The following is a 15,634-nucleotide window of genomic DNA, read 5'->3' as shown; positions in this document are numbered from 1 at the left end:
GGTCACTCCCCGGTGTGGACGGTGGTGGAGGGCTGGGTGGCGGGCGCGCAGTCGGCCAGCGCGACCGGCTCGCCCATCGCGACGAGGATCTTCCGGTCGCCCCGGTAGGCCTCGCGGCCGTGCGCGCACAGGATGTTGTCGACGATCATCAGGTCGCCCGTCCGCCAGGTCTCCCGTACGGTGACCCGGTCGTAGACGGCGTTGACCGCGTCGACCTCGGCGTCGGTGAGCCGGGAGCCGTCACCCAGGTAGGTGTTGAACGGCAGCCCGTCCTCGCCGTACGTGTCGAGGAGCACCTCGCGGACGTCGGGGTCGAGGGTGCGGCTGTTCCAGAACGCGAAGTGGTTGAACCAGGTCCGCTCGCCCGTCACCGGGTGGGTGACGATCGCCGAGCGACGCTGCCGGGTGATCATCGAGTCGCCCTCGTCGGTCCACTCGTAGCCGATCGTGTTCTCCTCGCAGTACGCCTGCGCCACCGCCTTGTCCTCGGTCGCGAAGGTCTTGTACCAGGGCAGCCCGGCCAGTTCCGAGTAGTTCCGTACGAGGAGCCAGCCGGCCCGCTCGAAGCGGCGGACCAACTCCGGCGGCAGCAGCCGCAGGGCCTCGCGCATGTCGCCGACGGTGGTGGCGCCGCCCTCCTCGGGGGCGGTCACGCAGCCGAACAGCAGGACGCCGGGGAAGTCGAGGGTGTAGCTGTTCTCGTTGTGCAGCCGGATCGGCTGCACGGCGGGCAGGTCGGTGGAGGAGAACACGCCCTCGCCGAAGTCGGTGCGCGGAGTGGCCTTCTCCTTGTAACCGGCGCGCCGTTCGATCAGGGCGTCCCGGGCGGCGGCGAAGGAGGCCGCGTCCTCGACGGGCAGTCCGCGCAGCAGGACGGCCCCGCTGCGCAGCAACTCGGCCTGGATCGCCGCTCGGTGCTCGGTCAGCCAGGCGACGGAGGCGGCGAGGCCGAGCCCGGCCGGGGTGTGCACGACGACGGGCTTGCCGGGCTCACGGACGGGGTCGATGCCGGTGCCGGCGGCCGGCTGCGGGGTCGGGGCCGGTGACGCTTCGGTGTGCGTGATGGTCATGGGTTTTCCCTCGGGATGCGGAGGAATGCGGAGGAATGCGGGGGAAGGCAGAGGAATACGGAGGAGCGCGGAGAAGTGCAACGGAGTGCGGGGCAGGGAAGGGGCGCGGTGGCGCGGCCGGACCGGGGTCAGGCGGGGGCCGGGGCGTGGCCGCCGACCACCGGGGCCAGCACCGCGAAGAACTCGGGGAGCCGCTCCTGGAAGTAGAAGTGGCCGCCCGGCAGCACGTGCGAGGAGAACCCGCGGTCGGTGATGCGGGCCCAGCGGTCCAGGGAGGCGGCGGGCGCGACGGGGTCGACGTCCCCGCCGATCACCGTTACCGGGCACTCCACGCGGGCCGCGGACTCCTCGCACCGGTAGACGTCGTCGATCGCGAAGTCGGCACGGATGGACGGCAGGATGATCTCGCGGAGCTCCGGCTCGTCGAGGATGCCGTCGTCGGTGCCGCCGCGCTCCTTGATCGCGGCCACCAGGCCGTCGTCGTCGAGGAGTTCGGGGTGGACGGCGCACGGGTTGGCCAGGAACGGCGCCCGGCAGGCCGAGACGACCAGGGCCCTCGGCGTACGGCCCGCCGCCTGGAGGCTGCGTACGACCTCGAACGCGACGAGCGAGCCCATGCTGTGCCCCAGCACCACCAGGTCGTCGGCGACCCCGGCGGGCAGGGCCGCCACCACCGGCCCGGCCAGGTCACCGATGTCCCGGGGCAGGTCCTCGGCGAAGCGGGCGCCGCGGCCCGGGTACTGGCCGATGAGGAGCCGGACGTCCGGCGGGAGGTGGTCGCGCCACTGTGCGTACGCGTGGGCGTTCCCGCCGGCGTGGGGCAGCACCAACAGCGCGGTGCGTTGCGGGCCTTCGCCCGGCAGGTCCCAGACGACGTCGTCGGGTGCGGGCTGGAAGTCCGACTGCTGGTCGTGGCTCATGAGGAACTCCGTTCCTGGTCGGGGGTGCGGCGGCGCAGGGCCGGCCTGGCACGTCGTGGTGTGGGAGGGGCGGCCTGCAGCCGCGTCCCGATGTGGTGCGCGAGGGTGGCCGGGGTGGGGTGCTGGAAGACGTCGCGGAGGGTGAGGGTGACGCCGAGGGCGGTACCGAGACGGTGGGTGAGGCGGGCGGCGAGCAGCGAGTGGCCGCCGTGGTCGAAGAAGTCGTCGTCGATCGACAGTGGCGACGGCGTGCCCAGCGCCTCGCTGAAGGAGGTACGGACCGTCTCCTCCAGCGGGGTGCGCGGTTCCCGGCCGCCGGGCGTGGTCTGCGTACGGGGCGACGGCAGGGCGCTCCGGTCGATCTTGCCGTTGGGGGTCAGCGGCAGCCGGTCCAGCAGGACCACGAACGCCGGAACCATGTGGTCGGGCAGCAGGGTCCGAAGCCAGAGGCGGACGTCCTGCGGAGCCGGGGCCGGCTCGGTGGTGACCAGGTAGGCCGTTAGTTGCGGGGTGTTGTGGTGGTCCGGGTGGGTGGCGAGGGTGGCCTGGGTGATCTGCGGGTGGGTGGTGAGGGTGGTTTCGATTTCGGTGGGTTCGATGCGGAAGCCGCGGATCTTGATCTGGGTGTCGGTGCGGCCGGTGTAGTGGAGGTTGCCGTGGGTGTCCCAGTGGGCCTGGTCGCCGGTGCGGTAGAGGCGGCTGCCGGGGGGTCCGTACGGGTTGGGGACGAAGTGGCTCGCGGTGGTGGTGGGTTGGGCGAGGTAGCCGTGGGCGATGCCGTCGCCGGCCAGGTACAGCTCGCCGGTGGTGCCGGCGGGCACGGGGTTGAGGTGGCCGTCGAGGACGTAGGCGTGCTTGTGGGTGAGCGGTCGGCCGATGGGCAGGGGGCCTTGGACCTCGGGGGTGGGTTCGATGGTGTGGGTGGTGGTGAAGCCCATGGATTCGGCGGGGCCGTAGCCGTTGGTGATGGTGAGGTGGGGGTGGAGCTGTTGCAGGCGGTGGACGTGGGCGGGGGAGGCGGGTTCGCCGCCGGTGTAGACGACGCGGGTGGTGGTGAAGGTCTCCGGGTGCTCGTCGGTGAGGTAGTTGAACAGGCTGGAGGACAGCTGGAGCATCGTCACGCGGTGCTGCTGCGTGAGGACCGCGATCAGGGCCGGGTCGGGGCGCTGTCCCGGTTGGAGAACGGTGCTTCCGCCGTGGAGCAGTGCTCCCCAGAATTCGAGGCTGAAGGCGTCCCACGAGACGGGCGAGCACTGGAGGAAGGTCTCGTCGGGGCCGAAGCTCGCGTAGGTCTGGGCGGTGAGGGTGGAGACCAGGTTGCGGTGCGAGGACAGGATCCCCTTCGGCCGGCCCGTCGACCCGGACGTGAACATCACGCACGCCACGTCGTCCGGAGTCAGCACGACCCCCGGCGCGCCCGGATCCCGGACGGCGATCGTTTCCGCGTCGGCATCCAGGCTGATCACGTGCCAGGGGCCGGTGAGACGCGTGTGGTGGCGGGTGTCGGTGACGAGGACGGCCAGTCCGGCGTCGTCGGCGGTACGGGCGAGGCGTTCGTTGGGGAACTCGGGGTCGAGGAGGGCGTAGCCGGCGCCGGTCTTGGTGACGGCCAGCAGGGCGACGGCGAGGTCGGTGCCGCGGTCGAGGAGGATCCCGGCGAGGTCGCCGCGCCCCAGACCCCTGGCGATGAGGTGATGGGCGAGCCGGTTGGCGCGGGCGTTCAGCTCCCCGTACGAGAGCTCCTGCCCGCCGAACACGACCGCGCGGGCGCCGGGCCGCAACCGGGCCTGCTCCTCGAAACGGCCGACGAGGGTGACCGGCCGTGCGCTCGCCCCGCCATGGCCCGGTCCTGAGTCCGCCCCGCCGCTCCCCGTTTCCCGGACCGTGCCGCTGTCCCGGTTCCCGGCGCGGACGCCGCTCCACTCCTCCAGCACCCGGCGCCGCTCCGCCGTGCCCAGCAACTCCAGCTCCGACAAGAGCACCCGCGGCTCCCGGGCCACCTGCTCCAGCGTGCGCCGCAGCATGCCCGCCATCCGCTCCACGGTGGCGTGCTCGTACAGGTCGCGGCTGTAGAGCACCGCGCCCGTCAACCCCGATCCGTCCTCGGCGTGCAGCAGGAACTCCAGGTCGAACTTGACCGCCCCCGTCGCCAGCGGCTCGGCCGGCCCGGCCCGCAGGCCGGGGAACCCGGGGGCCGGCCGGGGGCCGGACTCCACGGCCAGGCACACCTGGAACAGCGGATGCCGGGCCGCCGAGCGCGCCGGGTTCACCGCCTCCAGGACCAGGTCGAACGGGGCCTCCTGATGGGCGAAGGCATCCAGGTCCGCGGCACGCACCCGGGCCAGCAGCTCACGGAACGCCGGGTTCCCGGAGGTGTCGGTCCGCAGCACCAGGGTGTTGACGAAGAACCCGACCAGCGGGTCCAGCGACTCGTACGGGCGGCCCGCGACGGGAGCCCCGAGCGGTACGTCCGTACCGGCGCCGAGCCGGGTCAGGGTCGCCGCCAGGGCCGCCTGCACCACCATGAACGGCGTGCACCGCTCGGCCCGCGCCAGCTCCACGACCCCCCGGTACAGCTCGGCGCCGAAGTCCACCCGCACGACCCCGCCGCGCTGCCCGGCCACCGGCGGACGCGGTCGGTCGTGCAGCAGCCCCAACTCCTCGGGGAGCCCGGCCAGCGCCGTCCTCCAGTGGGCGAGCTGGGCGTCCAACGCCACCCCGCCGTCGGCCGTGCCGGGGCCGGTCAGGGCCGTGCGCTGCCAGAGCGCGAAGTCGGCGTACGCGGCCGGCAGCGGCGCCCAGTCGGGCGAACGCCCGTCCCGGCGGGCGGCGTAGGCCAGCGACAGGTCCTCGAACAGGGGGAGCAGGGACCGGCCGTCGGTGGCGATGTGGTGCAGCAGGACCAGCATCGTGTACTGCCCGGGCGCGCCGCACAACAGGGTCACGCGCAAGGGGTGTTCGGTGGCCAGGTCGAAGGAGTGGCGGGCCTCGGCGAGGAGTTCGGCGTCGAGCGCGTCGGCCGGGACGGTGCGGGAGGTGAAGGAGTGGCCGGGGGTCGGATCGATGACCTGGTACGGGTCCCCGTCCGCCGTGGCGAAGCGGGTGCGCAGCGGCTCGTGGCGGCCGGCGAGGTCCTCGAAGGCGGCGCGCAGCGCGGCGACGTCCGGCTCGCCCTCCAGCCGGACCGCCATCGGGACGTTGTAGGCGGCGCCCTTCCCCTCGTTCCCGGCCGGCCCGGCCAACCCGTCCACCAGCCACAGTCGTTGCTGCGCGAAGGACAGCGGGAGCCGTTCGGGACGCGGACCGTGGGGGGAGAGCGGGGGCAGGGCGGGTCGGGACGAGACGGCCTCGATCCGCCGGGTCAGGGCGGCGGGGGTGGGGTGCTGGAAGACGTCGCGGAGGGTGAGGGTGACGCCGAGGGTGGCGCCGAGGCGGTGGACGAGGCGGGCGGCGAGCAGCGAGTGACCGCCGAACTCGAAGAAGTCGTCGTCCATGGACAGCGGGTCGCGCACCCCCAGGACCTCAGCGACCAGGCCCCGCACCAGTTCCTCGGCCTCGTTGCGCGGCTGCCGGCCGCCCTCGGTCGGGACGGGGCCGACCTCCGGCAGGGCGGCCCTGTCGATCTTCCCGTTGGGGGTCAGCGGCAGCCGGTCCAGTACGACGAAGCGGGCCGGGACCATGTGCTCGGGCAGCCGCTCCCGCAGCCAGGCCCGCAGGCCGTCCGGCGCCGGCGCGGCCGCGGGGCTCCCCGGGACCGCCGTCACGTACGCGATCAGCTGTCCGTCCGAGTGGACCAGGGTGGCCTGGGTGATCTGCGGGTGGGTGGTGAGGGTGGTTTCGATTTCGGTGGGTTCGATGCGGAAGCCGCGGATCTTGATCTGGGTGTCGGTGCGGCCGGTGTAGTGGAGGTTGCCGTGGGTGTCCCAGTGGGCCTGGTCGCCGGTGCGGTAGAGGCGGCTGCCGGGGGGTCCGTACGGGTTGGGGACGAAGTGGGTGGCGGTGGTGGTGGGTTGGGCGAGGTAGCCGTGGGCGATGCCGTCGCCGGCCAGGTACAGCTCCCCGGTGGTGCCGGGAGGGGAGGGCCGCAGCCTCGCGTCCAGCACGTAGGCGTGCTTGTTGATGAGCGGTCGGCCGATGGGCAGGGGGCCCTGGACCTCGGGGGTGGGTTCGATGGTGTGGGTGGTGGTGAAGCCCATGGATTCGGCGGGGCCGTAGCCGTTGGTGATGGTGAGGTGGGGGTGGAGCCGCTGGAGGCGGTGGACGTGGGCGGGGGAGGCGGGTTCGCCGCCGGTGTAGACGACGCGGGTGGTGGTGAAGGTCTCCGGGTGCTCGTCGGTGAGGTAGTTGAACAGGCTGGAGGACAGCTGGAGCATCGTCACGCGGTGTTTCTGTGCCAGCTCCGACAGCACCGCCGGCTCGGGGCGCTGTCCCGGTTGGAGAACGGTGCTTCCGCCGTGGAGCAGTGCTCCCCAGAATTCGAGGCTGAAGGCGTCCCACGACACGGGCGAGCACTGGAGGAAGGTCTCACCGGGGCCGAAGCTCGCGTAGGTCTGGGCGGTGAGGGTGGAGACCAGGTTGCGGTGCGAGGACAAGATCCCCTTCGGCCGGCCCGTCGACCCGGACGTGAACATCACGCACGCCACGTCCTCCCACGACAACCCCACCCCGGGATTCGTGCCTTCCGCCGCCGCGACCACGGCCGCCTCCGCGTCCAGCCGCACCACCCGCCAGGGACCGGTGAGACGGGAGTGGTGGCCGCCGTCCGTGACGAGGACGGCCAGTCCGGCGTCGTGGGCGGTGCGGGTGAGGCGTTCGTCGGGGAACTCGGGGTCGAGGAGGGCGTAGCCGGCGCCGGTCTTGGTGACGGCCAGCAGGGCGACGGCGAGGTCGGTGCCGCGGTCGAGGAGGATCCCGGCGAGGTCGCCGCGCCCCAGACCCCGGGCGATGAGGTGATGGGCGAGCCGGTTGGCGCGGGCGTTCAGCTCCCCGTACGAGAGCTCCTGCCCGCCGAACACGACCGCGCGGGCGCCGGGCCGCAACCGGGCCTGCTCCTCGAAACGGTCGACCAGGGTGGCCCCGCCGGTCTCCACCCGGATCCCGGTCCACTCCTCCAACACCTGTCGGCGCTCCACCGTACCCAGCAACTCAAGTTCGCTCAGCGGTAGTTCGGGTTCGGCGAGTACCGACTCCACGAACCGCAGGAAACGGTCCTGGTGCCCTGCCACCGCCTCCAGGTCGCACACCTCGGGCGCCGCGTCGAAGTCGATCCGCAGCCCGCCCTCCGGACCGAGGTCGTACACCCCCACCGCCAGGTCCTCGACCGGGCCGTTGCTCATGTTGTGCTGCGTCGTCGGCAGACCGCAGAACCGCATCCCCGGGGTGAACGCCATGATGTTCACCAGCGGCGCCGTGATCCGCCGGTCCGTCTCGCCCAACCCCAGATCGCGGCACATGTCCTCGTACCGGGTGCGCTGCCGCGCCAGACCCTGCCGCGCCTCGGCGACCACCGTCGCCAGCAGCTCGCCCGTCGTCCCCTGCGCCCGCACGGGCACCCGCAGCGGGATGACGTTCGACAGCATGGCCGGCGTACGCCGCGCCAGATCCGTGCGCCGACCGGTCACCGGCAGCCCCAGCACCGGCTCGGGGCTGCCGGAAACCCGGTGCACGTACGCCCCGACCAGCGCGATCACCAGCATCGTCCACGGCGCCCGGTGCGCCCGGGCCACCTGCCGCAGCCGCTCCGCCCGGTCCGGCGACAGCAGCACGGTCCGCCGTACGAAGGGCAGCGCGCCCGGCGCCGTCCGGCCCGAGCGGCCCTCGCCGAGGCGCGGGGTCTGCGGCAGCTCCGCGAGGTGTGCCGCCCAGTGGGCCCGCTCCGCGGCCGCCTCCGGGGACACCCGATGCGCCGCGTCCTCCTCCAGTACGTCAGCCAATGTCCCGAACGGGGTGGGCCCCCAGGGTTCGCCCGCGGCCCCCCGCTCGTACAGCTCGACCAGCCGCCGGTCCAGCAGCGCCACGCCCATGCCGTCGACCACCAGGTGGTGGAACGCGTGGAAGTAGAACCACCGCTGCTCACCGCCGCCGGTGGTGCCCGCCTTGAGCAGGGCGTGCCGGGTCAGCCAGTCACCGGCCAGGTCGAAGGGCCGGGCCAGCTCCTCGGCCATCCACGCGCCGGCCGCCCCCACGGGATCCGCGGCGTCCCCGAAGTCGCGGAATTCCAGCCGGCGGCCCGCCGGTTCGGGGTGCAGCAGCTGCCACAGCCCGCCGTCCTCGTCGGATCCGGTGCCCCGCACGCGCAGGACGTCCGCCTCCCGGGCGAGCTGCTGCCAGGCGCGGGCCAGCAGCTCCGGGTCCAGCGGCCCGACCAGCTCCCGGTACTCGCCGATGTTGTAGCGGCAGCCCGAGGCGTCGAGTCCGTGGGCCATCCAGATGTCGCGCTGCGCCGCCGACAGGGGCAGCCGCACAGCGGCCGGCCCGTGCGCGCTGCTGCGTTCGGACGCGGTGGGGGACATGCGGATGCTCCTCGCGAGGGGGTGGCGGGGGTGGGAAGTCGGCCGCCCGACGGGGCGGTGTTCCGGCTGTACGTCATCCAACCGGCGGTCCGCCCCGCGGGCGGCAGTTGCTCCGGCACTCCGGCAGCAGTTGGGCGGCAGGAAGAGCGACGGGCACGGCCCGTCGGGACAACGCGGCGGGCGCGCCCCGGCGGCGTCAACTCGGCTCGTGCAGGCCTCTTTGGTGACCAGACCTCCCGGAGGGACACTCGGGCGAGGGGCGCCGCGCCGTCCGCTCCCGCGAACCGCCGGCGGCCGGGCGCGGGCCGGCGGGCCGGGGGCCCCGCTAGTGCTGTGGCCGGAAAGGTTTGCCGGGTCGCGGTGTTCGGTGCGGTGCATCGCAAGGCGGAGGGCCGCGGTTCGTACTGGACGTACTTCCGTGGTCCGACAACGCGGCGAGGTGCCGTGCCGGGCGCCGCGACCCGGTGGACCTTTCCGGTCACAGCACTAGGGAGCGAGCGCGGTCGCCGCTCCGGAGCTGTCGCGGATCGCGGACCGGACGAGGCCCAGGACCCGGAAGCGGGAGCCGCCGCTCTCGTGTGCGGCCCGGACGGCGCCCGCGATCAGCAACTCCCGCAGCATCCGACCCGACTCGGGCAGGCTGCGACCGGTCAGGACGGTGATGCCCGTCAGATCGAACTCGGCGCCGTCGCAGCCCGCCCCGACCTCCGGGACCCGCGCGCACAGGGCGTCCAACAGCTCCCGGGCCCCCGCCGACAGGCGGCCCAGCCGGTGGCGCAGGGCCATCCGGAAACGGTCCGCGCCCGCACCCCCGCCGAGGTGGTCGAGGAGCGCCACCGGATCGGAGTCCAGGCCCCGGCACAGCGTCGCCAGATCGCACACCACCAGCCAGGACGCCGCCGAGGCGAGCGCCCCCGGATGCCCGTCGAGCCGCCGGCACAGCCGGGCCACCAGCTCCATGTCGACCGGCCCGGGAGCGAACTCCGGCCGCACGCGCCGTACGTGGTCCAGGAACACCCGCACCGCGGGGGAACCGGCGTCCACCGCGCCCTCGGCCGGTACCTCCAGCGGAGCCAGCAGGAAGATCCGCTCGCCCGGCACCTCCCACGGCTGCTCCGAGGTGATCAGTAGGCGCAGTCCCGGGCAGGCCCGCAGTAGTCCGGTCAGCCCGTCGCACCGCTCCGGGGTCACGGGCGCCCCGTCCAGCACGAGCAACACCCGCTGCTCACCCACCAGCTCCGCGAGCGCCGCCACCCCGAACCCGGCCACGCCGAACCCGGCCACCCCGAACCCGGCCGCGCCGACCCCCGGGAGCAGCGGCCCGTCCGGCCCCACGGCGATCCCGTCCCGCCCCGGCGGGCCGCACAACTCGGCCACGGCCCCGGCCACCCGATCCGACAACTCCCCGTCGCCGTGCGCCAGATAGTCGGCCGACGCGCCCGGGAACCCGTACCAGAGCACCGGCATCCCGGCGCCGTGCACCCGCTCGGCCACCTCCAGGGCCAACCGCGTCTTGCCCACCCCGCCCAGCCCCACCAGATGCACCAGCCGCTCGGTACCCGACAGCAACTCCCGCACCAGGACGCCCGTTTCGGCGTCCCGGCCCGGCATCGCGTGCAACGCGGTCGGTGGCGCCGGAGGCTGCGCCCAGCACATCCCGCCGGCCCGGCCCTGCTGGGCGGCGGCCTCCAGCGCGGCCCGCGCCCGCTGCCCCAGCCGCAGGGCGTCGGCCATCAGCCGTACGGTGTCGGGGCGGGGCCGTCTGGCCTTGCCCTGCTCCAGATCGCGGATGGCCCGCACGCTGATCGTCGACAAGTCGGCCAACTCCCGCTGTGTGAGCCCGATCCGCAGCCGGTGGGCCCGTATCAGGGCTCCCACCCGGGAGGTCTCCTGCGGGGGCGCCGCGGGGATGCCGTGGCGCCGGTCCGTGCTCGTGTCCGTGGTGGTATCGGTGTTCATGGGCGCTCCCGGGGACGGTGAGGGAGAACGACAGGGCCAGGGGTGACGGCCCGGTTCCTGTTCCCCATCCTCAGCAGGGCGCTATCGCGTTGGCATCACCCCACGAACAGCGTCCGCCCCGTCGGCCCTATCGGCACTCCGGACCGCCACGAGCATCCCGTGATAGCGCGGCGATAGGGGCACGGCCGGTCCGGGGATTCCGGCCGTTCCTACGTTGGTGTCCAGAAAGAAGGAAGCGCCCCGGAAGCCCCCGGAGCGCACCGATGAAAGGACCCGACATGACCGTCTCCCACGCCCTGCGCACCGCCTTCGTCACCGTCGCCCTCGCCGGAACGACCGTCCTCGGAGCCCAGGCCGCCCACGCCGCCGGTGCGAGCGCCGTCACCACCCTCGGCGCCGGCCCGCAGGCCGTTCCGGCGGCCGGCGCCTCCACCAACACCAACCCGTGGGACTGACCCCGACCCCGCCCGACGCCCCGCGCGGGGACGGCGGGACCGGGCCCCGGACACCACGGGACCCGGCGGACGGTCAGACCCCGGCGGCGGACCCCGCCGCCGGCGCGCGCACCACGGCCACGGCCGGCCCCGGCACCGCGGGCAACAGGCCCGGCAGGGCCCCGAGAGGGACCCCGACCGCGGCGGGAGCGATCCCGATCACCGCGCCGCCCGCGCCCGGCTGCGCCCCCGCCGTCGCAGACACGCCCAGCATCTTCTCGGCCTCGGCCAGTTCGGGCTCCATCCGCCGGTCGCGGAAGGCCCGTACCGCACTTTCCAACAGCTCCCGGGACCGCGACCGCTCCCCGGCACCCCCGCTCGCCACGAGCAGCCGCGCCAGGTCGAGCCGTACCAGCGCGGCGCCGCCCTGGTCCATGATCTGCTCCCGCACCGAGAGCGCCTGCGCGTAGAACCCGCGAGCCGCCTCGCACCGGCCCATCTCGGCGTGCGCGTGCCCCAGGTCCCGCAACAGGTGCCCCTCGCCGATGACGTCCCCGCTGTCCCGGCACAGTTCCAGCACCTCGGTGAACGTCGTCACCGCCCGCTCGTGCTCGCCCTGCCCCTGGAGCAGCTGGCCCGCCCGCCGCAGCGTGCGTGCCTGACCGCCGGTGTACCCCACCGAACGGTAGATGCCGAGCGCCTCGTCGAGACGGCTCTGCGCGGCCGACGTCTGCCCGCGCCGCATCCAGATGTGCGCGCTCTGCGTCAGGACGATGGCTCGCCCCACCACGTCACCGGCCCGGTCGAAATCCCGCAACGCCCGGTCGTACAGCGTCAGCGCGTGGTCCTCGTTGCCCCGCATCCGTTCCAGCAACGCCAGGTCGCGGTGGCACAGCGCCAGCCCCTGCCGCTCGCCCAACTCCTCGAACAGGCCGAGCGCCTGCGTCAGCGCGGCCCGGGACTCCTCGCTCTGACTGCGCCCGAGGTAGAGCACGCCGAGCGAGCTGAGCAGGGCCGCCGTGCCCCGGGTGTTGCCGGCCGACCGCGCGCACTGCAGGGCCAGTTGGTGCGTACGCTCCCAGTCGTCGAAGTAGCCCCGTCCCTCGAACAGGGTGGCCAGCGTCGTCGCCAGGTCCCAGCACAGCTCGTCCATCCCCGCCCCGGCCGCGTGCTCCACGGCCTGCACCAGATTCGCGTGCTCGCTGTCGAGCCACTCCAACGGATCCACCAACAGCTCGTCCACACAACCCTGCGGCGGCTCCCAGCGTGGCGCGCCGCCGTGCAGGACGGTGAAGTCCCCGCCGTAGATGCGCCGGTGGGCCTGCTCGGCCAGCGACATCCAACCGCCGAGCATCCGGGCCGTCGCCGCCCGCTGGTCGGCCGGATCGTGGTGCGCCGCCAACTGCTCCCGGGCGAAGACCCGGATGATCTCGTGGAAGCGGTAGCGGAACCCACCCGTGGACTCCATCCCGACGACGTCCAACATCTGTACGTCGACCAGCGGCTCCAGCAGATCGGAGGCGAAGGGCCGGGGATCGTCGAGCAGCGGCCCCGCCAGCCAGCCCGGCAGCGTCGGGCCCTGCGCGAGGCTCAACAGCCGAAACAGGCGGCGGTCCTCCGAGGCGAGCCCGTCGTGGGTGAGCGAGAGGCTGGCCCGCATCGTCATCTCGCCGTGGGTCAGCTCGTCCAGCCGGTGCCGCTCGTTGGCGAGGCGGTGCACCATCGACGCGAGCGTCCAGTGCGGACGCGCCGCCAGCCGGGCCGCGACGATCCGCAGGGCGAGCGGCAGCCCGCCCACGGTCCGGATCAGCGCCTCGGCGGCGACGCCCTCGGCGGCCACCCGCTCCGCCCCGATCACCCGCACCAGCAGCTCCACGGCGTGCCCGGTGCTCATCACGTCGAGCTCCACCCGGTGCGCCCCGGGCAGGCCCGTGAGCCGGACCCGGCTGGTCACCAGGACGGCGCAACTGTTGCTCCCCGGCAGCAGCGGCCGGATCTGACTCTCCGACCCGGCGTCGTCCAACACCACCAGGACCCGCCGGGAGGCGAGCAGCGTCCGGTACATCTCGGCGCGCTCGTCCTGCGATTCGGGGATCACGGGGCCCGGGATGCCGAGCGCGCGCAGGAACCGGCCGAGCACCTCGCCGGAGGTGGCCGGGGTGCCGGTACCGCGCAGGTCGCAGTACAACTGGCCGCCGGGGAAAGCGGAATCGCCGAGCCGGTGCGCGATGTGCGTGGCCAGGGTGGACTTGCCGGTGCCCGGCTTGCCGACGATCACGGCCAGTCCGACGGCCCGACGGGTGCCGTCGCCGAGCAACGCCCGTTCGATGTTCTGGATCCGCTCCTCGTCGCCCACGAAGTCCGAGGTGTCGGCCGGTAGCTGACGGGGCGTCTCCTCACGGTACGGACCCGCCTGCGCGGGCCCCCCGTACGCCCCGCCGGGTCTCTCCACCCCGCCGGCGCCCCACGACCCGCTCGGCGCCCCCGACCCCGGGGCGCCCGATGCCGCCGCCGACCCGGCGCGGTCGTCGGGGCGGTCCGCGCCGAAGGCCACCGCGTCGGCGCGGTCGTCCCGTCGGGAGTCCGTGCCGAGGAAGGCCGCCGCGTCGGCTCGGTCGTCGGGGTGGGACCCCGCGCCGAGGAAGGCCACCGCGCGGGCGTCCCCGCCGGACGCGGGCGCGCCGCGGGGGCGGGCGCCGCCTGGGCGGTCCGATCCGGACGGGCCCGCCGCCGGCGCCGCCCCGCCGGCGTCGCCCCCGCCCGCCGACGCTTCCGCGCCGCCGGGGGCTGCGCCCTGCGGGGTCCGCGCGCCGGCGCCGGGGTCCGTCGGGCCGGCGAGCAGCGCGCCGACGAGGGCGCCCCCGAGGGCGTCCGCCCCGCCGGGCCGGCCCGGCAGGGCCGGGAACCGCGATGCGCCACCACCGGGTGAGCCCGCGTCGAATCCGCCCCCCGTCGGGCCGCCGCCACCGGGTCGGCCCGCGTCGGGGTCCGTCGGGGCGCCGCCCCCGGGCACGTCCCGGCCCGGACCCCGCGCACCGACATCCGGACCTTCCGGAGCGGCGCCGTCGCCCGGCAGGCCCGACGAAGCCGGGCCACCACCCCGGCCGTAGCCGTCCGGGGCCTCCGCCCGGACCGAGCCGGCGTCCGGGCGGCCGTAGCTCCCCGAGCCCTCCGACCCGCCCGGGCCGCCGCCGTAGCCCTCCGACCCGCCCGGGCCGCCGCCGTAGCCCTCGGACCCGCCGGAGCCTCCCGGGCCCCCCGCTGCCGCCGACACCCCACCGGCGTGCCCCGCCTGCCCGGCGCCGTCCGGATCCGGCCCCTTTCCGGGAGTCGCCCCGGGAAACGGCACCGGCGGGACGTCGCCCGAGAGGATGGCCCGTTCCAACTGCCGCAGCTCGCCGCCGGGCTCCAGTCCGAGTTCCTCCACGAGGAGTTCCCGTCCGACCCGGTAGCTCTCCAGCGCCTCGGCCTGCCGGCCCGAGCGGTACAGGGCCAGCATCAGCTGCCCGCGCAGCCGCTCCCGCAGCGGGTGGACCCGTACCAGCAACTGGATCTCGCCGACGAGTTGATGGTGCCGGCCCAGGTCGAGTTCGAGATCGATCCGGGTCTCGGCGGCCGTCAGCCGCTCCTCGTCCAACTGCAGGGCCTTGCTGCGCAGCGTCTCGCTCGACACCCCGCTGAGGCAGTCGCCCTGCCACAACTCCGCCGCCGCGAGCAGCAGTTCCACCGCCCCGGCCCGCTCCGCCCGCTTGCCGAGGGTGCGCGCCTCCGCGACCCGGCGGCCGAAGATCGCCGCGTCGACGAGATCGCCCTCCGTCTTGAGGGCGTACCCCGGCGGCCGGGTGGTGATGGCGGCGGCGATCCGCGCCGTGGAGAACAGCTTGCGCAGCCGTGACACGCAGATCTGCACCTGCGTGCGGGCCGTGTCCGGTGGCTCGTCGTCCCAGATCAGGTCGACCAGGTAGTCGGTACTGACGACCCGGTTCGCCTCAAGCAGCAGGGCGGCCAGAATGACCTCCTGCCGCCCCGGGGGAATCCTGACCGGCCCGAAGGGGCCGGTCACCTGTAACGGTCCGAGGATGCGGAACACCACCGTGTCCGGGGTGTGCGGAACCCCGCCGGGCGAAACGGTCATGAGACTCCCAGCTGGAGGCACGCCAGTGAACGGGTGGAGCGCGGGGTCAGTCTCCCCGAACACCTCTCCGGTTGTCCATGGTGTGGAGATTGCGTGGTGGTGAAGCGTGATAGGCAAGGGATAGCCCCGAGTTGTGGATCGGGAGGAAGGTGGGGCCGTCGGCACCCGGAGGGGGTGCGGCCGTACGAAAGGACTGCCCATGACCAGTCGGCACGCCGGGCGGGTACCGCCCAGTCGCGTCGTCACCGACTCCGGGGTCGACCACGTACGGCTCGCCTACGACTACTTGGACGCCGGCGACCTCGACGGCTACGGCTCGCTCCTGCACGCCGGCACCCTCGGCACCGACCTCGAATGTCCCCGACCGGCCGGGGTCCGCCACCACATCAACCGGATCGTCGCCGACGGGGACTGCGTGGTCGTGATGGGCCGCCTGTCGCCCCAACAGAGCGAGTTCGTGGACGTGTTCACCCTCTCGGCCGAGGGCATGCTGCGGGCCTGTCGCCGCTACTACCGCTGACCCGACCGGTGGCCCGTGCACACGGGCCGGCATCCTGGGGCCCACCGAAGCACCCCGAGGCGCCGCCGGACCACGGCCGAAGGC

Annotated in this window: 7 protein-coding genes; 2 read left to right on the top strand and 5 right to left on the bottom strand. The window is 74.2% G+C overall.

Going from position 1 to position 15,634, the window contains the following annotated elements; translation table 11 throughout:
- Positions 1-2 precede the first annotated feature (2 nt).
- From AB0D46_RS17945 to AB0D46_RS17930, 4 genes are all read right to left on the bottom strand, one after another.
- Positions 3-1,070, bottom strand: coding sequence for a TauD/TfdA family dioxygenase (locus AB0D46_RS17945; RefSeq protein ID WP_362878406.1), 1,068 nt, complete (start codon positions 1,068-1,070; stop codon positions 3-5).
- 128 nt (positions 1,071-1,198) lie between these two features.
- Positions 1,199-1,990, bottom strand: a complete 792-nt coding sequence (locus tag AB0D46_RS17940) for an alpha/beta fold hydrolase (RefSeq protein ID WP_362878405.1) — start codon at positions 1,988-1,990, stop codon at positions 1,199-1,201.
- Entirely contained in the window at positions 1,987-8,502 is a 6,516-nt protein-coding gene (locus tag AB0D46_RS17935) for an amino acid adenylation domain-containing protein (RefSeq protein WP_362878403.1), read from the bottom strand. Before AB0D46_RS17935 ends, AB0D46_RS17940 begins: the two co-directional genes overlap by 4 nt.
- Positions 8,503-8,988: 486 nt before the next feature.
- Positions 8,989-10,461: a helix-turn-helix domain-containing protein gene (locus AB0D46_RS17930; RefSeq protein ID WP_362878402.1), complete on the bottom strand. Its 1,473-nt coding sequence runs from the start codon at positions 10,459-10,461 to the stop codon at positions 8,989-8,991.
- A 278-nt stretch (positions 10,462-10,739) separates the two neighbouring features.
- On the opposite strand from AB0D46_RS17930, the gene AB0D46_RS17925 reads away from it, so the two are divergent.
- Entirely contained in the window at positions 10,740-10,916 is a 177-nt protein-coding gene (locus AB0D46_RS17925) for a hypothetical protein (protein ID WP_362878400.1), read from the top strand.
- A gap of 73 nt (positions 10,917-10,989) precedes the next feature.
- On the opposite strand, the gene AB0D46_RS17920 is transcribed toward AB0D46_RS17925, so the two are convergent.
- The gene (locus AB0D46_RS17920; RefSeq protein ID WP_362878398.1) at positions 10,990-15,030 is read right to left on the bottom strand and encodes a BTAD domain-containing putative transcriptional regulator; all 4,041 of its coding nucleotides are present in this window, start codon (positions 15,028-15,030) and stop codon (positions 10,990-10,992) included.
- Positions 15,031-15,229: 199 nt separating this feature from the next.
- On the opposite strand from AB0D46_RS17920, the gene AB0D46_RS17915 reads away from it, so the two are divergent.
- The gene (locus AB0D46_RS17915; RefSeq protein ID WP_362878397.1) at positions 15,230-15,550 is read left to right on the top strand and encodes a nuclear transport factor 2 family protein; all 321 of its coding nucleotides are present in this window, start codon (positions 15,230-15,232) and stop codon (positions 15,548-15,550) included.
- The last annotated feature ends 84 nt before the right edge of the window (positions 15,551-15,634 follow it).

Source organism: Streptomyces sp. NPDC048383 (assembly GCF_040651775.1).
GTDB lineage: Bacteria > Actinomycetota > Actinomycetes > Streptomycetales > Streptomycetaceae > Streptomyces.
This window is presented reverse-complemented; position numbering and strand designations above follow the sequence as displayed.

Excerpts from the sequence above, each read along its gene's own strand:
- AB0D46_RS17925 (WP_362878400.1), top strand. The coding sequence starts at position 10,740 with ATGACCGTCTCCCACGCCCTGCGCACCGCCTTCGTCACCGTCGCCCTC.
- AB0D46_RS17945 (WP_362878406.1), bottom strand. The coding sequence starts at position 1,070 with ATGACCATCACGCACACCGAAGCGTCACCGGCCCCGACCCCGCAGCCG.
- AB0D46_RS17940 (WP_362878405.1), bottom strand. The coding sequence starts at position 1,990 with ATGAGCCACGACCAGCAGTCGGACTTCCAGCCCGCACCCGACGACGTC.
- AB0D46_RS17915 (WP_362878397.1), top strand. The coding sequence starts at position 15,230 with ATGACCAGTCGGCACGCCGGGCGGGTACCGCCCAGTCGCGTCGTCACC.
- AB0D46_RS17930 (WP_362878402.1), bottom strand. The coding sequence starts at position 10,461 with ATGAACACCGATACCACCACGGACACGAGCACGGACCGGCGCCACGGC.
- AB0D46_RS17935 (WP_362878403.1), bottom strand. The coding sequence starts at position 8,502 with ATGTCCCCCACCGCGTCCGAACGCAGCAGCGCGCACGGGCCGGCCGCT.
- AB0D46_RS17920 (WP_362878398.1), bottom strand. The coding sequence starts at position 15,030 with ATGACCGTTTCGCCCGGCGGGGTTCCGCACACCCCGGACACGGTGGTG.